Source organism: Brevibacterium sp. ACRRH (genome assembly GCF_022346365.1).
GTDB lineage: Bacteria > Actinomycetota > Actinomycetes > Actinomycetales > Brevibacteriaceae > Brevibacterium > Brevibacterium paucivorans.
Genome location: NZ_JAKRMN010000005.1, coordinates 222,462 through 242,772, shown reverse-complemented (window position 1 = coordinate 242,772; position 20,311 = coordinate 222,462). Strand labels below are relative to the sequence as shown.

The following is a 20,311-nucleotide window of genomic DNA, read 5'->3' as shown; positions in this document are numbered from 1 at the left end:
GCTGTTTTTCAATTTCCTGGGCCAAGCCTATTTACCGTTTTTTCAAACCGGATTTCACGGGGGGGGGCCGGGCCACCCCCCCCCCCAACAATTTTGGGGGCCCGGCCAAATCTGCCCCCGCACCACTCACTTTTCTATTCCCCCACTAGGGTGGCGTCGCTGGAAGCTGCTACGACCTCGGGAGCGTCACATACCGTTTGAAATTCGAACAGTAAAGCTCCAGTAAGGGACCTCTATAGAGCCATTCGGAAACAGTGCTCTGCGCTTAGAAGAAAATGAAAATGGGGCCATTTTCGCCACCGAACCACCCCGCACGCTCCTTCACAGGCGTAGCGTGTTTCACGCCTGGAAATCCCCCCAGGATGTCTAGATTATGGAGAGTGACATGCTCAAGAAAGATCTAACACGTACCCTCACCCACGGAGCGCTGGCTATCGCAATCGGTGGTGGAAGCCTCCTTGCTGCGACCGGCGCCGCGCAGGCAGCCACGCCAGCTGACAACACCCCTGGCGCTTCTACGCAGGCTCAGGCGGCAGGCGCAGGAATCAGCCGCGACGAAATCATCAAGCGTGCTGAAGACCGCATGGCCAAGGCGCCATACTACTCACAGGGCCAGGACTTCTTTGAAGACTACCGTCGCGACTGCTCTGGATTCGTTTCATACGCATGGAACTCTGGGGGACCAGGTGAAGCGTCATTCACCTTCGTTCCAAACGGTGTCGCTCACGACATCGCCTGGGAAGAACTCCAGCCAGGTGACGCGATCACCGGACCAAACCACATTGTGCTGGTTAAGGCCGTGAATCCAGACGGATCGTTCGAACTGCTCGAACACGGTGGTGGCCAGTCCGGAAAGGAAGCACCAAACACGCGCCACGCAACCAAGGACGAGCTGATCGGCCAGGGCGTTGGCGAACCAATCCGCTACAACGGAGTTGGCTAGTCACCACTAGCAACACGCAGACTTCTGTGGCCCGACCAAATGTGGTCGGGCCACAGCTTTATGCACCCAGCTAGATGTCAGGTCAGCTCACTACAATGAAGTATGCGGAAGGAGTCATATGGTTCACTGGCGTGAGTTGTGGAAACAGGAATGTCGCGGACACGTTCCGCGGTACCGTGTGCTCGTCCCGGGAAGCGTGCCCGAATCAGTGATCGACGTGTGGAAAGCTCGTGGCTACGACCTCACTTCATCTGATCTTTCGCAGCAGGTGTTTCCTCAGCGCTACAGTCGCAACCTGATCCGCTCCAAGCTCGTTTTCGCAACGACCACCGGCGCCGGCGCGGCCACCACCGGATTCTTCGGATCTACAGCGCTCATCGCACTCGCATTCGCCGACACGGTTGCCATTGCCACCACCTCGGCACTCACCGGAATCGCTGCCGTAGCCACAGCAGGTGTAGGCATTTTTACTGGGGGCCGGTTTCTGCGCGACCCCAAACGGCTGACCGGCAAGCAACTGAAGCGCGCACCACACGTCCGCTGGGTCACGCCGCTTGACTTGGGTTACCTGCCGGGTGTCAACGGCCGTGACACTGACGAACAAAGGCTGTTCCACCTCGCGGTGACTATCTCACGGGCTATCGTTGGTACCCGCGCATGGACGCACCCCGCGTTGGAAGGCCACGTGAGTCGAGTGGACCTGGACTATGCTGTCGCCTCCATTGGTGAGCGGTTGCGTGAGCTGTACGAACTGCGCCAGAAGCTCGACAGTATCAGGCAGCCACACTTGGATGCCCGCATTGACGTGTACCAACGGAACCTGGCCAAAGCGTTCGCCTCACTGGCCCGCCGTGTTGAGTCGATGTACGGGTATTTGGAACAGTTGCGGACACTGTCAGTGCAGTTGGTTCAGCTGGATAGTACGGAAGAATCGCGTGAATTGGGCGATCAGGTGCTTGACGTGCTATCGCGTACCGTCAACGACGACACTGCGCAGAAACAGTTCAGCGACCTCAACCTCGAAGCGGAGTCACACGCGGATGCGATCCGGGGCATGCTGGGTGAACTTGAAGAGTCGGTCGAAGAGTTTGAAAGCTTTGATGACCTGGACCGGAAGCTGGCGCAAGCCGAACGCGAAGGCAAAGCGATTAACTGAAACGGCGCAAAGCGAGCGGCACGGCGCATTATATTGCGTAGTTTTGCTCGCTTTGCGACGTTTGGGCTTGCTGGGCCTGGTCTGCGTGGTCGATTAGGTTACTGGCCGTGACCAAACGGGTCGGGGTCGGTGCCCGGTAACCATGAGTTCCCGGGGACGTTATAACCGTGCTTCTTCTGTTCCTTCTTCCACCGCTTGGCCCACCTAGTGTCCAACCGGTCCACGTACAGGGTCCCCTGCAAGTGATCGAATTCGTGCTGCATGATCCGAGCGAACCAACCCTCAACACTGAGCGACACCGGCTGGTTGTTCTCATCAACACCGGTGACGGTGACTTTATCGGCCCGCTTCAACGGGTAGTCCAAAGCCGGAACTGACAAACACCCTTCCGTATCCTCGTTGGGATCCGGGTTGGTTGTGGGAACCTTCGACGCCACCAACACTGGGTTGATGAAAACGCCACGACGCCTCACACCAGCGACCTCGTCATCAGCGTCATACACGTAAATCTGCTTGCCCACCCCAATCTGCGGTGCGGCCAAACCGACTCCGTTAGACGCTGCAAGGGTTTCATACATGTCAGCGACAAGCGTGTGGAGCTCATCGTCAAACTCAGTGACGGGGTCAGCTTTACGGTGCAGAACAGGTTCGCCGTAGACAACAATCGGGTGGATAGCCATGGGTTACATCATAGTGCTGAAAAGACTTTTGCCAGCGTGGAATATAGTAAGAAGCTGTTGCGTTACGCATGATGACGCATTAACAACAGCTGAAGCCATTGGCTGGTGTGAAGGACCGCCTGATCACCTCCATGCGCGGTCCGGGTACAAACAGACACCAAAGAAAGGACCGCTGGTGAACATTTACGCGAACGTTTCAGAAGTCGTTGGTCGCACTCCACTTGTCAAACTTCAGAAGGCCAGTGAGGAAACTGGCGCGGAAATCGTTGGAAAGCTCGAATTTTACAACCCAGCCAACTCGGTGAAAGACCGTATTGGGGTTGCCATGATCGACGCGGCTGAAAAGTCTGGCGAGTTGCGCGAAGGCGGAACGATCGTCGAAGCAACCAGCGGAAACACCGGAATCGCCCTGGCCATGGTGGGAGCTTCACGCGGATACCGCGTTGTCCTCACAATGCCAGAATCAATGTCCAAGGAACGCCGTGCCCTGCTCCGCGCATTCGGTGCTGAACTCGTTCTCACCCCCAAGGCTGAAGGCATGAAGGGCGCTGTCGAAAAGGCTGAAGAAATCGGCTCACAAGACAACGCCGTTCTGGTCCGCCAGTTCGAAAACGAAGCCAACGCGCAGGTCCACCGCGACACCACCGCACAGGAAATCCTCAACGACACCGACGGTGAAGTCGACATCTTTGTTGCCGGAATCGGCACCGGTGGAACCATCACCGGTGTGGGCGAAGTCCTCAAAGAAAAGAACAAGGACGTCCAGATCGTTGCAGTAGAACCAGCAGCATCACCGCTCCTGTCTGAAGGTAAGGCCGGCCCACACGCCATCCAGGGAATCGGTGCAAACTTCATCCCAGGTGTCCTCAACCGCGACATCATCGACGAAGTTGTCACCGTTGAAAACGAAGTAGCGCTTGAAACCGCGCGCGAAACCGCCAAGTCTGAAGGTCTGCTCGTGGGAATCTCTTCCGGTGCAGCCATCAACGCGGCCAAGCGCGTCGCCGCCCGCCCTGAAAACAAGGGCAAGCGCGTAGTCGTCATCATTCCGTCGTTCGGTGAACGCTACCTGTCTACTCCACTGTTCGCGGAGTACATGGACGCATGAGTTTTCTCAAGAAACTCGCCGTGATGGCCGGGGTAGGGGCAGTGGCAGTTGCTGCCACCTCGGCCACCACACTGGGCAAGCGCGCCCGCGCTGCCCTACGCGAAGACCTGGACACCGCCCGCAGGCGCGACCCCGCCGTGCGCAGCGACTTCGTCACCGCGGTCAGCTACCCCGGCCTGCACGCCGTGTGGGCATACCGCGGACTGCACGAACTCAACAAAGTGCCAGGCGGGGAAGTGCCCGCGCGCATTCTGTCCCAGGCCGTGCGCACGCTGACCGGGGTTGAGATCCACCCGGCGGCAAAGATCGGGCGCAGGTTTTTCATTGACCACGCCGACGGCATCGTGGTGGGAGCCACGGCTGAGATCGGCGACGATGTCATGCTGTACCAGCAGGTCACGCTGGGTGGCACCTCCATGGAACAGACCAAACGCCACCCCACGCTAGGGAACAACGTCCTGGTGGGGGCCGGTGCCAAGATCCTGGGACCCATCACCGTGGGCGACGGTGCTTCCGTAGGCGCCAACGCAGTCGTGGTCAAGGACGTGCCCGCCGACCACGTGGCCGTTGGGGTGCCTGCCAAGAATCGCGCGCCCAAGGGGGTCGACACTCCCCAGAACCACCTACTTGAGGACCCGGCCATCTGGATTTGAGTGAAGGGCTGTCAACGGGCTTGAGCCACCTGCCAACGCGCTTCAACGCGCCTTGGCGCACACATGAAAACGCACACCCATCTACACTGACTCGAGGAGGTGGGTGTGCGTTTCATCGTTGTGGCAGTCCTGTTCACGTTGAGCTATTCGACGTGGACGGTTCTTTTTGCGATCGACCCGCATTTGGACGTGCTGCATTCGTTCGTGTCCGAATACGCCGTGTGGGGCAGGCCCGGCGCCGTGCTCATTCGTGTGGGTGACGCGGTGGCCGGCGTGCTCCTGGTGGTGTTGGGCGTGTTCCTGCGTAGGCGGCACGCGCTGTCGCTCATGTTGTGCGCTGGTTTGGTTGTGGCGGGCGTGGCCACGGTGGGGGACACCTTACTTTCGTATGAATGCGCGCCCAGTCTGAGTGAGGCATGTGCCACCGCCGAGGTGGAAGGCACCGTGGGACTTGCTCACCAGTTGCACTCGGTGACCTCGGCGTTGGTGGGCTTCGGGTTCGCTGTGGCCGTGATCGCCGACATCGTCATGATGGTGCGCTCCGGGCGGAGTTTTGCGAGTTTGCCTGTTGTTCTCAACGTTGCGTTGTTGGTTTTGCTGGGAGTGAGTGGCGTGTTGGCGCTGATTCCACACGTGGGGTGGGCAGGTGCCGTGCAGAGGCTGTCGCTGGTGTTGATTTGCGCGTGGGTGATTGTGCTGAGCGTGCGTCACGCTCGTATGCGTGGCGAGACGTTGAGAAGCCAGCACGTGGACGCATGATTGCGGGGGCCTTGACACTCTTGCCCATAATGGAGATATGTCGACTCTGGATATTCGCACAATCGCATTCCCTGACCCTGACATTCTGGCCAAAGTAGACGGACGCATCACTGACCACCAGCAGACTGGGATCGAGTTTGTTGTGTGGTCGGCAGAACACCCCACGGTAGAAGTGAATCGCGCAGCCATCGACGCGATCATCCTGCCATACATGGACGCCCAGCCCACCGTTGACCGGCTGGGGGAGTTGCCAAACCTCAAGCTCGTGCAGACGCAGACCACCGGGTACGACCTGGTCGCAGACTTGGTGGGTACTGATACCACGGTGGCGACCGCCTCGGGCGTACACGCTGCCGCCACAGCGGAACTGGCCGTGGGACTCACCCTGGCCAGCCTGCGCGGAATCGACACGGCGGTGCGCAACATGGCCGCGAGGTCGTGGAACCACGTGCGCATGCGCTCACTGGCCGACCGGCGCGTCATGATCCTGGGTGCCGGCGGGATTGGTGAAGCGATCCGGCAGCGGCTGGTGCCGTTTGAAGCGCATGTCACGCGGGTGGCGGCGCACGCTCGGACGGATGAGCACGGGCGTATCCACGGGCCGGAAGACCTGCCCAAACTGTTGCCACACACCGAGGTCGTTATTGCGGTGACCCCGCTGACTAAGCAGACCGAGAAGCTTATTGACGCGGAGTTCCTCAGCCAGTTGCCGGACAACGCGTTGGTAGTGAACGTGGGGCGTGGGAAAGTCGTCGACACCGAGGCGCTGGTCGCCGAACTGCGTGCAGGGCGCCTCTCAGCGGCACTCGACGTGGTCGACCCCGAACCCCTGCCACACGAACACCCACTGTGGGGGACCCCAAACACGCTCATCACTCCGCACGTGGGAGGGGACACCTCGGCGTTTGAACCCCGCATTGAGCAGATGCTCACGGAACAGGTCCGCCGAATCATCGCAGGCGAGCCACTCATTAACGTCATCGAAGGGTGAGGTTAAGCCCTCCAGTACCACATGGTGAAGCGACAAATGAGACGCGAGGCGTGCGGGCTAGACTTCAGGCATGAGTGCTTCAGATAACAAAGTAGACATCAAGCCACGGTCCCGCGACGTCACCGACGGCTTGGAACGAGCCGCCGCGCGAGGCATGTTGCGCGCCGTAGGAATGGGTGACGACGACTGGGATAAGCCGCAGATCGGTGTGGCGAGTTCGTGGAACGAAATCACACCGTGCAACCTGTCGCTGGAACGGTTGGCCGGGTTCGCTAAAGAGGGCGTGCATGCCGGTGGGGGATACCCGCTGGAGTTCGGAACGATTTCGGTATCCGACGGCATCTCCATGGGGCACGAAGGCATGCACTATTCGCTGGTGTCCCGCGAAATCATCGCTGACTCCGTTGAGACTGTGTTTGGCGCTGAACGCCTGGATGGTTCAGTGTTGCTGGCCGGGTGTGACAAGTCGATTCCCGGCATGCTCATGGCGGCCGCGCGCCTTGGCCTGTCCAGCGTGTTCCTGTACAACGGTTCGATCATGCCGGGTACGGCCAAGCTTTCGGACGGAACGGAAAAAGAAGTCACGCTCATCGACGCGTTCGAAGCGGTGGGCGCGTGCCGTGCAGGCAAGATGACGGAGGCCGACGTCGACTCGATCGAGCGCGCCGTTTGCCCTGGCGAAGGTGCGTGCGGTGGCATGTACACCGCTAACACCATGGCCAGTGCGGCCGAGGCACTGGGCTTGTCACTGCCGGGTTCGGCCGCCCCGCCGGCGATCCACCGGAACCGCAACGTGTTTGCGCGTCAGTCCGGCGAGGCCGTTGTGGGGCTTCTGCGCAAGGGCATCACCACGCGCGACATCCTCACGCGTGAGGCGTTTGAAAACGCGATCTCTGTGGTCATGGCTTTTGGTGGGTCCACCAACGCGGTGCTGCACCTGTTGGCGACCGCGCACGAAGCCGGGGTGGAGCTCAGCTTGGATGACTTCAACCGGATCGGCGACAAGGTGCCTCACCTGGGTAACGTGAAGCCGTTTGGTGAGTACGTCATGAACGACGTGTTCAAGATCGGCGGCGTGCCCGTGGTTATGAAGGCCCTGTTGGATGCGGGGCTGTTGCACGGTGACGCGCTGACGGTGACGGGTAAGACGGTGGCTGAAAACCTCGAGTCGATCAACCCGCCTGACCCGGACGGCAAGATCTTGCGCGCGCTGAACAACCCGATTCACGCCACCGGTGGCTTGGCTGTGTTGAAGGGTTCGCTGGCCCCTGAGGGTGCGATCGTGAAGTCGGCTGGGTTCGATGCCGAGGTGTTCGAAGGCACCGCTCGCGTGTTCGACCAGGAGCAGCCCGCGATGGACGCTGTGCTTAACGGTGAACTCAAGGCTGGCGATGTGATTGTGATCCGCTATGAGGGCCCCAAGGGTGGCCCGGGTATGCGTGAAATGTTGGCGATCACCGGTGCGATCAAGGGTGCGGGGATCGGTAAGGATGTGCTGTTGATTACGGACGGCAGGTTCTCGGGTGGGTCCACTGGGCTGTGTATTGGGCATGTGGCTCCCGAGGCGGTCGACGGTGGTCCTATCGCTCTGGTTGAGGATGGGGATACGATCCGCGTTGACATTGCCGCGCGCACGATCGAACTGGATGTAAGTGAAGAGGAGCTGGCTGAGCGGAAGAAATCGTGGGTGATTCCGGAGAACCCACGCCTGCACGGTGTGCTGGGTAAGTACGCCAAGTTGGTGCAATCGGCATCCACCGGCGCGGTGACGTGCTGATCTAGGTTTCCGGTAACGAAAAGGCGCAGGTACTGCCTGCGCCTTTTCGTGTGTGCCCGTTGCGCCGTTTGGGGGTTAGCCCATGAGTGCTTCGACGGGATCAATTCGTGCCGCTTTGAGCGCTGGGTACACGCTTGAAATGCCTCCTACACACGCGCCCAAGATAATTCCGCAGGGAATTAGCCACAGAGGTATGACCGCAGTCCAGTTTTGAACGAGGGCGAAGATGAGCACAGCGTTGAAGCCGACTATCGCTCCCGCTAACCCTCCGAACGCGCCAATCATCACACCCTCTGTCACGATCTGGTTAACGATGTTGTGCGACGTAGCGCCGAGCGCACTACGGACACCGATTTCGTGACGACGTTGGAATACTGACGCCAGCATGGTGTTCGAAATGCTTAGTGCCCCAATGATGAGAGCGACGATGCCGAATGCGTACACCATTGTTTGGGTGTCACCGGATACTTGCTTTCGCAGATTTTCAGGGTCGGGTGGAACTTCACTTGTCAGGTCGTACCGTTGGTAAGGGTCAAATGCGATGGGTGCCTCAATAGACACTTGGCGGGCATACCCTGGTTCAGTTGACACAACGAACTGAGGGTAGGTGAACTGTCCGCCTGAGTCAGCACCGCTCGTGAGGGGCAAAACGATTGCGTCGTCGAAACCATCTCCGGGGTCTGGACTAGAAAACACGCCAGCTACCGCGTAGGTGGCATTTCCAACGTGTATTTGGCGTGGCGAATCACTGTTGTCGATTCCCAGCTGTCGCGCCACGGTCGTTCCTATGAACGCAACTCGTGCGCCACGCTGCACGTGCCCTGAGTCGAATGGTTGCCCCCACACAGTATGTAATCTGTGCGCTACTAGAGTTTCGGCATCGGCAAGCATGACAGAGGAATCCACTAGAGGATCGGTCCCGGGAGCTACACGAACAGGAAGTGGGTCTGACGACTTAAGTAGAAAACCGGCGGTTTTAACACCGTTGAGCGCCCGCACCCGCTTGATCCCTGTATCCAAAGTTTCTTCATGCTGTGACGCCGCTTCAGGTTGCGGTGTATTGAAACGAAGTTGCGCTACTTCGGACGCTAACGAATCCGGGATCCCAGATACGGCTACCTTGGTCGCCATGAGATCCGTAAAACGACTCGATACTTGTGTTTGCACTGTCGTGGACATTGCAAGCATTGCAACGAGAGCGAAGATCCCCATTGCGACTCCAAGCGATGTGAGAATCGTGCCACGTTTGCGTCGGGTCACGGCTGTGAGCGCTGGCCGTCCCGATTTTGCCAAATAACCGCGAAACAGGTTCATCGCAGTTCGGCCTCAGCGCGCAACCGGCCCTTGTCGATCGTATAAATGACGTCCGACTGTTCTGCCACGTTGCGGTCGTGCGTAATAACGACAACAGCACGTCCTTGAACGTGCGCAACATCTTTGAGCGTTGTGACGACGCGTTCAGAGTTTTCACGGTCGAGGTTGCCGGTAGGTTCGTCGCAGAGAAGCAGATTGGCTTCAGAATTGAGGGCACGCGCAATTGCACATCGTTGCTTTTCTCCGCCTGAGAGTTGCTGGGGCCACGCGTTAGCGCGGTGTGTGAGTGACACCGCTTCAATGAGTTCGTCTACCCGGGATTGTGTTGAGGATGAATAGGTCTGAGTTAACGCGATGTTTTCAGCGACAGTCAAGTGTTCGATGAGGTGAAAGGCTTGGAAGACAAAAGATACATGGTCTGCTCGAAACTGAGCACGTTCGTTAGTAGTGAGCTCAGTGGCCTCAACACCGTCGATCATGACGCTACCGGTTGAAGGGGCAAGTAGCAGGCCCATGATGCTCAGGAGCGTGGTTTTCCCCGAGCCGGAAGGGCCCACCACAGTGGCGAATTGTCCTGGAAGCAGTGAGATGTTGACGTCAGACAAGACTGGTACGTCGCCAGCCTCAGTGCGGTAGGTGTGACTGATGTGCGTGAGAACGCAGCTTGCAGAAGTAGTGGTCATACGTGTGGGTATTCCTACTGCGTGATTTCAGCTGGATCGCCTTCGTGGAGATCCTTTGCCTCGACTGCTGCCACTCCGTCTGCTTCAAAAACGACGGTGACGGAAACGCGGTGAGCCTCTTGCCCAGGCGTTTGAACGTTCACATAGGTTGAACCGTTTTGGTCGGTTCGAACAGCAGTGCTCGGTACTGTGAGCGTGTCTCTTGGTCCCTCTTCGACTTCGATACGTGCTGGGCCGGTGTATGGTGAAAATTTGGCGGGTGTCTCCACAATGACATGCGCAGAATCAGGCTTTTCGGGTTGTGGCTCCCCATTTTCAGAGTTCTCATCGGTTTTCTGTTCAGCTGTTACATCAACACGCTTGACCTTAAGCTCTTCGCTTGTGCCACTACTGTCGAGAAAAACTCTTTGCCCTTGTGAGACATCAGGCAGTTCGGTTGCATTGATGGTGCATGACAAAACGTCTTTACCAGAGCTTGTTACAAGTTGGCCTTCCTGTGGCGTTTGCCCCACCGAAAGGTTCATTGTGGTGAGGGTTGCGGGTGTGCGCTTGAGATACAGGATTTCTCCGGCGGGGACCTCGGGTGTTGCTTTTTCGCGTGCCTCATCGTATTCGTCCTGTGTGGGGACTTCTTCATCGTCACCCAAGGTTCCACGTTTTGCGCGAGAAATTGTCTTCTCAAGTCGCGAAAACTGTTTGACGGCTTCTGGGTCCGAATACGCCGGGTCGTAGCCAGCTTGTTCGTACAGCTTTTTCACCGCGTCGCCTGTTTGCACGGAATACTTGGCGTGAAGATCGCCGTGGTACATGCCCTGATCTTTTAGAAACGCGTGGAGTTGGTCTACATCGGCTCCTCGCGAACCAACCTTAAGTGTGCGAAACGCTGGCAGGTCTCCTTGGGCCACAATGATGGGGCGGGAAGACACCTCAGCGACTACCGTTCCTGCCTCAACACGGTCACCTGCCTTAAACGGTACTGAGGTGACAATCGCCTCATCTTCGCCCGAGGTGACGAACCGTGGTGTGTTTGTGAATTCTTTCGTGGTTGAACAGTCCGCAGTCACCGTGCGACTTACGGTTCCCTTTTCCACGGGTACTGTGATGGTTGAGGGCGACACATCGCTGGCTTGTGCGGCCTTTTGCACTTCGGTGCGTGCTTTGCCGAGCCACAACCACGCAATGACGTTTGTGGCTACGAGCAGGACAATAACTGCGCAAACGATGACTTGCTTGCGTGACCACCTGGAGAACAGGCGAGACTGAGCCATAGGGGCTATCCAAATTCCTTTTTGGACCGATCGAGTGCTTCGCGACGAATCTCTAACGCCCCGTGGATCTGCGATTCATAGAAGTCGGCGATACCAGTCAGATATCGGTCCTCAATGAACGTCCGCTTGGTTCCGTATTCCAACGACTCTTGGCAAGTCGCGTCCGCCATTGCGATATCGTAGGACTTTGCCGGATCTGTGGTAGCCCACACCTGCGCGACATCAGGCGTGGTGACTTCTTCGCCGTGACTGTCCTTTCCGAAACCCGCCTTTTTCATGCAAGTTGCCCACGAACTGTGCAGATCCTGCATTTCCTGATCGTCTATTGCGCCATTAAACGCGTCCAGAATAAGTTGTGAGCTAATAAAGTCGGCTTGGTCCGCCTTTTCGAGTGAACCAAACTGCTCTTCATCGGCTTTGTTAGAGCAGCCGCCATTGGTGTTGCGTAGTTCCCCGTCCTCTTCACCGCCAGCGGCTTCTTGAGCCAGCTCGGAGTCTTCTTTTGGCTCGCCCCGAAAGGCCTTGTCCCAGTCCTCACGCTGGCTCTGAGGTGTCTTGGTGTACCCGGCGTTGTCGTGAGGGGCGTTTTCCTCGGTTGGTTCGGTCGGGTAACCCCGGTTCTCCTTCACCTCATCTTTCGAAATGACATCCGTTTCATCGAGCACGGACGAAAACGACTTCGCATCTGTTGAAAGCTCTGGTTCGTATTGAAAGTGTGCTTGGTTCATGCACTTTTGAATAAACCGCTGGTTGTAGTTGTGCAGAGCCATCGAATCTTTAAAGAGTCCACGGATCTCTGAACGGATTTCCTTGCGTGGTTCATCAGGGACGGCGAAACCATTGTCTTCGCTCTCTGACCCGCAACCGGTGACAAAGAGCGCTGTCGCACAAATAAATACTAGAGAGGTGACGGTTACTTTCACTGGTGGTTCTTTCTGTGAAAATGGTCAGCACCATCGCCAACCTAAAGTCATTCTAAACCCCGGTCGGGGGGCAAAACGAAATGGCGAAAGCGTCAGTCAGACGAGCCCACCTGTAACCACCCCACCTACCGCAGCAGCGAACCGAGGAAGTCGTCGTTCTTGCCCTCCGGCTGAATGTCGTCGTACTGGGGCAAAGTCGCACTGGTGTCCATGGGTTGGTGTGGGCCACCCGGGTAGTCCTTACCGAACAACTGGAATGTCCGCTGCCTCACAGAGTCAAACCCGAACCGCGCAATCTCGGCCATGGGAAGCGACAACGGACTTGGGTCCCACGAACCATTAGCCGAAATCCGGTCAAACGCCACAATCCGATTACGAATCTCGCCAATCCGACCGCTGTACGCATCGATCTCGTGCCCAGTGCCGTGCGAATATGTAAACAGACCCACAAACGCCTTCGCGTCGATGACCGTACGGGCCAGCGCCTTCGTCGACCCCAACTCCAACTTGTGAGCCGGCTGGCGCACCAGTTCTTTGCCTGTCTTTTCAGCAACTCGCTGAATCAGTGGTTCCGTCAACGGTGGATCCACTCGCGTAATGTCGCGCAGGCGCACAGCATCGAACCCCTGCGCCTGCAACTGCCGGTTCACGGTCGCAACGAGCACCCACTTGTCGAAACCTGCCACCACTCCCACCAGCGGCCACATTTCAACGCCTTCACGCGTGATCTGTACAAGGGTCCCGTTGGTTTGTGACTCTTCTAGACGCGCCTGAATTTTCTTTAGTCGCATATCGTCCCCTCGCCTTGTACGTTCATTCCCATTCTAGTCCGTCCGGCCACCAGCTATTCCGGCCCCGTACTCCCGTGGACGGGGATTTCGCGAATGACCTTACACGGGTTTCCCGCCGCAAAACTATACGCAGGAATATCCCGTGTGACGACACTTCCCGCACCGATGACACAACCTTCACCTATGGTCACCCCACCGCAAATAACGACGTTGGCAGCAATCCAACAGTCGCGTTCAATCGTGACCGGCTTGGCGTATTCCAGCGTGTAGGAAGAACCATCCGCACGCGTCCGGGCATTACGTTCGCTGGGCACAAACGGGTGCATGGGCGTTGCGATCGTGACGTTCGGGCCAATAAACGCGTTATCACCAATGCTGATCGGGCACACATCAAGACACGTGAAGTTGAAATTCACCTCGCACCGTTGGCCAAACACCGTGTTGCACCCGTAGTCAAAGTAGATCGGCGCCTGCAGGGCTGGAATCGCGGAAGCGGAAGGCAATAGCCCTGCGAGAATTTCGCGCTGCGCTTCAGGCTCGTCTTCATCGGTCAAGTTGTATTTCCTGGCCAACTTCCGAGCCTTAACCCGAAGCGCCGTCAGCTCCGGATCCGACGAGTCGTACATTTCACCAGCAAGCATCTTGTCTTTTTCCGACATCCCTCTCCTCGCGCTTTCTACTCGGCGTCCGTACTCCCACCAGCCTGACGCGCCAACCTGACAACCACCTCGGCGTGGGACGTATGCGGAAACATGTCCAAAAACCGCGCCTGCTCAATCTTGTACCCGGGCATTTTTGCAAGATCAGCCGCCAAAGTGCGCGGATTGCAACTCGAATAGATCACGTGCGGAATCCCGGACTGCTCGACCCACCCGGCCATGTCCTCACCCATCCCGCGCCGAGGTGGATTCACAATCAACACGTCCGGCACCTGTGTCTGTTGGCGGGCCCACTGGGAGGCATCGGCACAGATGAAGATCAGCCCGAGGTCGTTCTCGCCTGCCACCTCCCGCGCGGACTCGACCGCAGCAGGGGCCACCTCGACCCCCGTGACCTGCCGACCCGGCCCGGCGACGTGCAGAGCGAAACCTCCCACCCCACAAAACAGGTCCCACACCCTGAGGTGACGGCCGTGGGAGGTGGCGGACACCTCGGCGTTGGAAACCCACTCACGCACCTGCTCATACAGGCCAGACGCCACGACAGTATTCGTCTGCACAAACGACTGCGGCCGAACCTTCAACTGCACCCGCCCCTGCGTCACCGGCAACCACTGCGGGCCGTGCAACGCGATCTCTTCGTCACCCTCGATAATCGCTGTGTGAACAGGGTTGATGTTCGCGCTCGCCGAAAACACCTCGACCCCTTCACACGCGTCCATAAACGCGGGCAAGTGTTCCTGAATGCGCGGCAGGGCAGACTGCGACGCCAACACGAACCGCACCATCACCCGGTTGTCATCACCTGCCGTGACGATCACGTGCTTGAGCTGGCCCTTACGTTTGCGCACGTTATACGGCGGGACCTGCGCGCGCTTGATGAGCCAGGGGAGTGTGCGAATCACGGTGTGGATAGATTCGGGGTACAAGGGGCAGTCGGTGAGGTCGATTCCCATTCCGTCGTCATCCAAGATGCCCAACGCGGGCTGCTCGGTGGTTCCCGCGACCACCATCTTGACCTTGATGCGGAAACCGGACTCCGGGCCAACAACCGGGGGCAGCCAGTTTTGTTTCGGTGTCCCCGTTGCCGCTTCTTCTCCCGGTGCCCCTTCTTCCCCGGCTACCCAAAACGGTGCCAACAGGTCAGCGACCTCGGCCTGCTGCGACTCCACGCGCGTACTCATGGAAACGGGGAGAAGCGTGCAGGAGCGGCACAGGCCGGCGTCAAAACACGAACAATCCACGCCTCCCACTTTCTCACATCTCACAGTTTGGTCACTCCATGTCAATGTTTGACACCGCGCGGTGGGCGCCCCCTACACTAAGTGACATGAACAACATTGTCGTCCTTATTAGCAAGCGCGCGGAGTTACTCCAAGCGTTCTAAAAAGGACGAACCCGCGCGCCCCTTCCGGATAACGGTAAGGGGCGTTTTTATTGGTCACACGACCACCCAGACTAAGGAGCTATCTTGGCCACAACGCAACCGGCACCGGCCTCGGCCACCAGGGCCCACCCGGTACCAAAACGAACCTCGCCAGAGAATCTCACAGGCGCGCAAGCCGTCATTCGCAGCCTCGAACTCCTTGGTGTCGACACGGTATTCGGCCTCCCCGGCGGCACGATCCTCCCCACCTACGACCCGCTCCTTGACTCCAAAACCATCAACCACATTCTGGTGCGCCACGAGCAAGGCGCCGGACACGCTGCGGAAGGCTACGCCTCGGCGACGGGACGCGTGGGCGTGTGCATGGCGACCTCGGGGCCGGGCGCAACCAACCTGGTCACCGCGCTAGCTGACGCACACATGGACTCCGTTCCAGTCCTGGCCATCACCGGCCAGCAGTCCTCAACCCTGCTGGGAACTGACGCGTTCCAAGAAGCCGACATCGTGGGCATGACCATGCCCATCACCAAACACAGCTTCCTGGTCACGCGCGCCGAAGACATCCCGCACGCAATCCAATCCGCGTACCACATCGCCTCAACCGGACGCCCCGGCCCAGTCCTGGTGGACATCACCAAGGACGCGCAAAACACCGTCACCGAATTCGTGTGGCCCGACGCCCCCAACCTGCCCGGCTACCGGCCCACCACCCGGCCACACGCCAAGCAGATCAAAGAAGCGATCAAACTCATCGAACAGTCCGCCCGGCCGGTGTTCTACGTGGGCGGGGGAGTGATCCGCGCCCAAGCCAGCCCACAGCTGAAAGAACTGGCCGAAGCCACCCGGATCCCCGTTGCCACCACCCTGATGGCACGCGGCGCCTTCCCCGACTCGCACCCGCTGCACGTGGGCATGCCGGGCATGCACGGGACGGTGAGCGCGGTGACGGCATTCCAGAAGTCGGACCTGCTCATCGCCGTGGGCGCCCGGTTCGACGACCGCGTCACCGGCAACCTCGAAACCTTCGCCCCCAACGCCAAAGTCATCCACATTGACATTGACCCGGCTGAAATTGGGAAGAACCGCGCGGTAGACGTGCCCATTGTGGGGGACGCCGCCGAGGTGCTCGCCCAGTTGACGGCCGAACTCACCGCCTCGAGGTCCTCGGCTTTGGAGAATGACCGGGGTGCGTGGTGGTCACAGCTGAACACGTGGAAGACCACCTACCCGCTTGGATTTGAGCCCAACGATCAAGGACTGTGCGACCCGCAGTACGTGATCGAAAGGATTTCGGCCCTGACCGGGCCGGAAGGAACCTACGTTGCTGGTGTTGGACAGCACCAGATGTGGGCCAGCCAGTTCGTTACCTTCGACCGGCCAAACTCGTGGCTCAACTCAGGTGGCCTGGGAACCATGGGGTACTCCGTGCCTGCCGCTATGGGTGCGAAAGTGGGGCAGCCAGAACGCACCGTGTGGGCAATCGACGGTGACGGGTGCTTCCAAATGACCAACCAGGAACTCGCTACCTGTGCGCTCAACAACATCCCTATTAAGGTCGCGGTCATTAACAACTCGTCCCTGGGGATGGTGCGCCAGTGGCAGACCCTGTTCTATGACGGCCGGTATTCCCACTCAGACCTCAACACCGGGCACGAATCCGTGCGCGTCCCCGACTTTGTGAAACTCAGCGAAGCCTACGGGTGCTTGGGGATGCGCGTAGACCGCAACGAAGACGTGGACGCAGCGATTGCAACCGCGCTTGAAACCAACGACCGCCCCGTGGTGATTGACTTCACCGTTCCGGCCGACGCCATGGTGTGGCCCATGGTTCCTGCCGGCGTGAGCAACGACCAGATCCAGTACGCCCGCGACATGCAACCAGACTTCGACGACCCCATGGAGGAGCTGTGACAGTGAGCCGCCATACGCTTTCGGTTCTGATTGAAAACAAACCCGGCGCGCTCACGCGCTTCACCGGGTTGCTAGCCCGTCGCGGTTTCAACATTGATTCCCTCGCAGTGGGAACAACAGAAATTGAAGAGATTTCCCGTATCACGGTCGTGGTTGACGTCCGCGATACGCCCCTTGAACAGGTGACGAAACAGCTCAACAAGCTGATCAACGTCATCAAGATCGTGGAGCTGGAGCCCGAACAATCCGTCAGGCGCGCCCACGTGATCTTCAAGGTCAAAGCTGATCCACAGGCGCGAGCACAAATCGCCAGCACATGCGAACTGTTCCGCGCCCACATCATCGATGTGTCAGCTGACGCAGTGTGTATTGAAGCAACGGGCGAAAAGTCCAAGCTTGACGCGCTGCGACGGGTGCTCGAACCTTTTGGAATCAGGGAAATCGTGCAATCAGGAACCGTGGCAATCGGACGCGGAGGCAAGTCCATTTCGGACAAGGCCCTGCGGAACTAAACCAACCTCGTACAACCTCATATACTCAAAAACACACGCACAAAAACAAGGAGAAGCAATGGTAGAGCGTTATTACGACGACAATGCAGACCTGTCAGTCATCCAGGGCAAGAAAGTTGCCGTAGTTGGATTCGGAAGCCAAGGCCACGCGCACGCACTGAGCCTTCGCGACTCAGGCGTTGACGTTCGTATTGGTCTTGCTGAAGGTTCAAAGAGCCGCGACAAGGCATCCGCGCAGGGCTTCGAAGTGGGAACCCCAGGCGAAGTTGCCGACTGGGCCGACGTCGTTGTCATCCTTGCACCCGACCAGGTTCAGGCTGACATCTACGACAACGAAATCAAGGACAAACTGTCCGCCGGCAAGACCCTGGTGTTCAGCCACGGATTCAACATCCGCTTTGGCTACATCCAGGCGCCTGAAGGCGTGGACGTTATCATGGTTGCGCCTAAGGGCCCCGGCCACATTGTGCGCCGCGAATTTGTTGACGGCCGAGGTGTGCCCGTACTTGTCGCTGTTGAAAAGGACGAAACCGGAAGCGCATGGGACACCGTGCTGTCCTACGCCAAGGCCATTGGTGGTCTGCGCGCAGGCGGAATCAAGACCACGTTCACGGAAGAAACCGAAACCGACCTGTTCGGTGAACAGGCCGTGCTGTGCGGTGGTGTTTCGCACCTGGTTCAGGCCGGTTTTGAAACCCTCACCGAAGCTGGCTACCAGCCCGAGATCGCATACTTCGAGGTTCTGCACGAACTCAAGCTCATCGTCGACCTCATGGTTGAAGGTGGAATCGCTAAGCAGCGCTGGTCCTGCTCCGACACCGCAGAATACGGTGACTACGTGTCCGGTCCACGTGTCATCACCCCAGAAGTGAAGGCTTCCATGAAGGCTGTTCTGGAAGACATTCAGAACGGTTCGTTTGCCCAGCGCTTCATGGACGACCAGAAGAACGGCGCACAGGAATTCAACGAACTGCGCGCTAAGGAAGAGCAGCACCCAATCGAGGCCACCGGCCGCGAACTGCGCAAGATGTTCGCATGGCTCAAGGACTCCGACGACGACTACACCGAGGGCACCGCTGCACGCTAACGTGTAGCGCTTGCCCTTGCGACGCTTGTGGCCCTCAGCATTGAGCTGAGGGCCACAAGCGTTTTTGCGGGGCTTACGGAACGGGGCCGAGGTGCCGGACGCGCGGAGTTGCTGCCACCTCGGCGGCGGTTGACCTTGCGTTACATCACGACTTCGATGAGGTACGGGCCTTGCGCGTCCAGACCTGCGCGGAAGGCGGTTGCGAGGTCGTCCATGTTGTCCACGGCCTGACCGTCCACACCCATCGAGTTGGCCAGTGACACCCAGTCGATCGTGGGGTTGGTGAGGTCCATGAGGGCTTCGGCGCGTGGGCCGCCAAAGTCGGCGCCCACGTTGCGCATTTCGTCGCGCAGGATCTGGTACTTGCGGTTCGAGAAGATCACCACCACGATGTCCAGCCCCTCACGTGCGTACGTCCACAGCGACTGTGGCATGTACATGCCGGAGCCGTCGGACTCTAGGCAGATCACCTTGCGGTCTGGGCAGGCCACCGCCGCGCCGGCCGCCGTGGGGAGCGCGTAGCCAATAGATCCGCCGGTTCCCAACATGTAGTCGTGCGGCTGGGCGGTGGATGCGGTGGAGAAGAACGTGAAACCGGTGGTGATGCTTTCGTCGACCACGATGCCGTTTTCCGGAATCATGTTGGCCAGCAGGTCGCCCAGTTTCTCTTTGGTGATAGAGCCGGTGGGCAGGCCGGGCAGGTCCAGCGCCGAGGTCGCCGCCTCTTTCGCACTGTCTGCGCCTACCGCTGTGACCAGGGCCTGGAGCGAGGCCGTGAGGTCGTGGCGTGGCTGGGCGAGCTCCACCACGTGCATGGCTGGGGGAGTGAGCGCGCTGGGGCGGTTGGGGTAGGCGAAGAACCCGACTGGGGCCTTGGACCCCACCAGGACCAGCAGGTCGTAGTCCTTGAGGAAGTCAACGGCGGCAGGGGTGGCGTACGGGACGCGCTTGACTGGCACGCGGCCAGCACCCTGGGTGACGCGCGCGACCATGTTGGGGCACAGCAGGTCAGCGCCGGTTGCTTCTGCGATCAGGCCTGCGCTGCGGAGTGGGATTTCGCGCAGGGCGTTTTTGCCTAGAAGAATTGCTGGGTTCTTGGCTTTCTTGAGGGCAGTTGCTGCGCCTTCGATGATGTCGTCTGCAGGGATTCCGGCGGCGGGCACGAATGCCTTTTCTGGTTCTTGTTGGTTCTCGACCGGGTTCCACGCGGAGTCGGCAGGGAGGATGAGCGAGGCGATCTGGCCCGGGTTGGTCAGTGACGCGGCGATCGCGGCGGCCGTGTCGTGGGAGACGGAGTCAGCGTTCGCGGTTGTGCGCACCCAGTGGCTAAACGGGCGTGCGGCGCCTTCGACGTCCGAGGTGAGCGGGGCGTCGTACTGGCGGTGGTAGATCGCGTGGTCACCAATGACGTTGACGATCGGGGACTGTGCGCGGATCGCGTTGTGCAGGTTGGATAGTCCGTTTGCCAGGCCAGGACCCAGGTGGAGGAGTGTTGCGGCCGGTGTGTCCTTCATGCGCGCGTAACCGTCGGCGGCTCCCGTGACCACGCCTTCAAACAGGCCCAAGATGCAGTTGATTTCCGGGGTGTCATCAAGGGCTGCAACGAAGTGCATTTCCGAGGTTCCCGGGTTGGCAAACACCGTGTCGACACCGTTGGCGAGCAGGGTTTGCGTCAGGCTGTGCGCACCGTTCATGGTTCTCCTTGTCTC

General features: G+C 59.1%; 19 protein-coding genes. 10 read left to right on the top strand and 9 right to left on the bottom strand.

Going from position 1 to position 20,311, the window contains the following annotated elements; all coding sequences use genetic code 11:
- The first annotated feature begins 385 nt into the window (after window positions 1-385).
- Complete coding sequence (locus MHX53_RS07205) at window positions 386-943, top strand: hypothetical protein (RefSeq protein ID WP_239271763.1); 558 nt, start codon at window positions 386-388, stop codon at window positions 941-943.
- A gap of 118 nt (window positions 944-1,061) precedes the next feature.
- Entirely contained in the window at window positions 1,062-2,099 is a 1,038-nt protein-coding gene (locus MHX53_RS07200) for a hypothetical protein (protein ID WP_239271761.1), read from the top strand.
- Between the two features lie 98 nt (window positions 2,100-2,197).
- Here MHX53_RS07200 and def read toward each other — a convergent pair whose 3' ends face one another.
- Window positions 2,198-2,779, bottom strand: coding sequence for a peptide deformylase (gene def / locus MHX53_RS07195; protein WP_239271760.1), 582 nt, complete (start codon window positions 2,777-2,779; stop codon window positions 2,198-2,200).
- A gap of 175 nt (window positions 2,780-2,954) precedes the next feature.
- Here def and cysK point away from each other — a divergent pair, with 175 nt between their 5' ends.
- The 5 genes from cysK to ilvD all read left to right on the top strand — a co-directional run bounded on the left by cysK (window position 2,955) and on the right by ilvD (window position 8,067).
- On the top strand, window positions 2,955-3,887 hold the full coding sequence (gene cysK / locus MHX53_RS07190) for a cysteine synthase A (RefSeq protein WP_239271759.1): 933 nt from the start codon (window positions 2,955-2,957) through the stop codon (window positions 3,885-3,887).
- A complete protein-coding gene (gene cysE / locus MHX53_RS07185; protein WP_239271758.1) occupies window positions 3,884-4,540 on the top strand; it encodes a serine O-acetyltransferase in 657 nt (218 codons plus the stop codon). The genes cysK and cysE overlap by 4 nt, the downstream gene beginning before the upstream one ends.
- A gap of 105 nt (window positions 4,541-4,645) precedes the next feature.
- A complete protein-coding gene (locus MHX53_RS07180; protein WP_239271757.1) occupies window positions 4,646-5,299 on the top strand; it encodes a DUF998 domain-containing protein in 654 nt (217 codons plus the stop codon).
- Window positions 5,300-5,336: 37 nt separating this feature from the next.
- Window positions 5,337-6,290: a 2-hydroxyacid dehydrogenase gene (locus tag MHX53_RS07175; protein WP_239271756.1), complete on the top strand. Its 954-nt coding sequence runs from the start codon at window positions 5,337-5,339 to the stop codon at window positions 6,288-6,290.
- A 70-nt stretch (window positions 6,291-6,360) separates the two neighbouring features.
- Window positions 6,361-8,067: a dihydroxy-acid dehydratase gene (ilvD, locus tag MHX53_RS07170; RefSeq protein WP_239271755.1), complete on the top strand. Its 1,707-nt coding sequence runs from the start codon at window positions 6,361-6,363 to the stop codon at window positions 8,065-8,067.
- A gap of 75 nt (window positions 8,068-8,142) precedes the next feature.
- Here ilvD and MHX53_RS07165 read toward each other — a convergent pair whose 3' ends face one another.
- From MHX53_RS07165 to MHX53_RS07135, 7 genes are all read right to left on the bottom strand, one after another.
- Window positions 8,143-9,381, bottom strand: a complete 1,239-nt coding sequence (locus tag MHX53_RS07165) for an ABC transporter permease (RefSeq protein WP_239271754.1) — start codon at window positions 9,379-9,381, stop codon at window positions 8,143-8,145.
- Complete coding sequence (locus MHX53_RS07160) at window positions 9,378-10,064, bottom strand: ABC transporter ATP-binding protein (RefSeq protein ID WP_239271753.1); 687 nt, start codon at window positions 10,062-10,064, stop codon at window positions 9,378-9,380. Before MHX53_RS07160 ends, MHX53_RS07165 begins: the two co-directional genes overlap by 4 nt.
- Before the next feature lie 14 nt (window positions 10,065-10,078).
- The gene (locus MHX53_RS07155) at window positions 10,079-11,332 is read right to left on the bottom strand and encodes a hypothetical protein (RefSeq protein ID WP_239271752.1); all 1,254 of its coding nucleotides are present in this window, start codon (window positions 11,330-11,332) and stop codon (window positions 10,079-10,081) included.
- A 5-nt stretch (window positions 11,333-11,337) separates the two neighbouring features.
- Window positions 11,338-12,255, bottom strand: a complete 918-nt coding sequence (locus MHX53_RS07150) for a hypothetical protein (RefSeq protein ID WP_239271751.1) — start codon at window positions 12,253-12,255, stop codon at window positions 11,338-11,340.
- 125 nt (window positions 12,256-12,380) lie between these two features.
- Window positions 12,381-13,046 (bottom strand): hypothetical protein, encoded by a 666-nt coding sequence (locus MHX53_RS07145; RefSeq protein WP_239271750.1) that lies wholly within the window; start codon window positions 13,044-13,046, stop codon window positions 12,381-12,383.
- A gap of 53 nt (window positions 13,047-13,099) precedes the next feature.
- Window positions 13,100-13,705, bottom strand: a complete 606-nt coding sequence (locus tag MHX53_RS07140; protein WP_239271749.1) for a sugar O-acetyltransferase — start codon at window positions 13,703-13,705, stop codon at window positions 13,100-13,102.
- Window positions 13,706-13,722: 17 nt separating this feature from the next.
- Window positions 13,723-14,889, bottom strand: coding sequence for a methyltransferase domain-containing protein (locus MHX53_RS07135; RefSeq protein ID WP_239271748.1), 1,167 nt, complete (start codon window positions 14,887-14,889; stop codon window positions 13,723-13,725).
- A gap of 287 nt (window positions 14,890-15,176) precedes the next feature.
- On the opposite strand from MHX53_RS07135, the gene MHX53_RS07130 reads away from it, so the two are divergent.
- The 3 genes from MHX53_RS07130 to ilvC are packed head-to-tail and all read left to right on the top strand — an operon-like array spanning window position 15,177 to window position 18,602.
- A complete protein-coding gene (locus MHX53_RS07130) occupies window positions 15,177-17,003 on the top strand; it encodes an acetolactate synthase large subunit (protein WP_239271747.1) in 1,827 nt (608 codons plus the stop codon).
- 2 nt (window positions 17,004-17,005) lie between these two features.
- A complete protein-coding gene (gene ilvN, locus MHX53_RS07125; RefSeq protein WP_239271746.1) occupies window positions 17,006-17,515 on the top strand; it encodes an acetolactate synthase small subunit in 510 nt (169 codons plus the stop codon).
- Window positions 17,516-17,573: 58 nt separating this feature from the next.
- Window positions 17,574-18,602 (top strand): ketol-acid reductoisomerase, encoded by a 1,029-nt coding sequence (gene ilvC, locus MHX53_RS07120; RefSeq protein ID WP_239271745.1) that lies wholly within the window; start codon window positions 17,574-17,576, stop codon window positions 18,600-18,602.
- 140 nt (window positions 18,603-18,742) lie between these two features.
- On the opposite strand, the gene MHX53_RS07115 is transcribed toward ilvC, so the two are convergent.
- Entirely contained in the window at window positions 18,743-20,296 is a 1,554-nt protein-coding gene (locus MHX53_RS07115) for an acetolactate synthase large subunit (RefSeq protein WP_239271744.1), read from the bottom strand.
- Window positions 20,297-20,311 lie beyond the last annotated feature (15 nt).

Bases quoted from the DNA above. Each gene is read 5' to 3' on its own strand.
- MHX53_RS07140 (WP_239271749.1), bottom strand. From the start codon at position 13,705: ATGTCGGAAAAAGACAAGATGCTTGCTGGTGAAATGTACGACTCGTCG.
- ilvC (WP_239271745.1), top strand. From the start codon at position 17,574: ATGGTAGAGCGTTATTACGACGACAATGCAGACCTGTCAGTCATCCAG.
- MHX53_RS07175 (WP_239271756.1), top strand. From the start codon at position 5,337: ATGTCGACTCTGGATATTCGCACAATCGCATTCCCTGACCCTGACATT.
- MHX53_RS07205 (WP_239271763.1), top strand. From the start codon at position 386: ATGCTCAAGAAAGATCTAACACGTACCCTCACCCACGGAGCGCTGGCT.
- MHX53_RS07160 (WP_239271753.1), bottom strand. From the start codon at position 10,064: ATGACCACTACTTCTGCAAGCTGCGTTCTCACGCACATCAGTCACACC.
- def (WP_239271760.1), bottom strand. From the start codon at position 2,779: ATGGCTATCCACCCGATTGTTGTCTACGGCGAACCTGTTCTGCACCGT.
- MHX53_RS07145 (WP_239271750.1), bottom strand. From the start codon at position 13,046: ATGCGACTAAAGAAAATTCAGGCGCGTCTAGAAGAGTCACAAACCAAC.
- MHX53_RS07200 (WP_239271761.1), top strand. From the start codon at position 1,062: ATGGTTCACTGGCGTGAGTTGTGGAAACAGGAATGTCGCGGACACGTT.
- ilvD (WP_239271755.1), top strand. From the start codon at position 6,361: ATGAGTGCTTCAGATAACAAAGTAGACATCAAGCCACGGTCCCGCGAC.
- MHX53_RS07115 (WP_239271744.1), bottom strand. From the start codon at position 20,296: ATGAACGGTGCGCACAGCCTGACGCAAACCCTGCTCGCCAACGGTGTC.
- MHX53_RS07155 (WP_239271752.1), bottom strand. From the start codon at position 11,332: ATGGCTCAGTCTCGCCTGTTCTCCAGGTGGTCACGCAAGCAAGTCATC.
- MHX53_RS07135 (WP_239271748.1), bottom strand. From the start codon at position 14,889: ATGAGTACGCGCGTGGAGTCGCAGCAGGCCGAGGTCGCTGACCTGTTG.
- MHX53_RS07165 (WP_239271754.1), bottom strand. From the start codon at position 9,381: ATGAACCTGTTTCGCGGTTATTTGGCAAAATCGGGACGGCCAGCGCTC.
- cysE (WP_239271758.1), top strand. From the start codon at position 3,884: ATGAGTTTTCTCAAGAAACTCGCCGTGATGGCCGGGGTAGGGGCAGTG.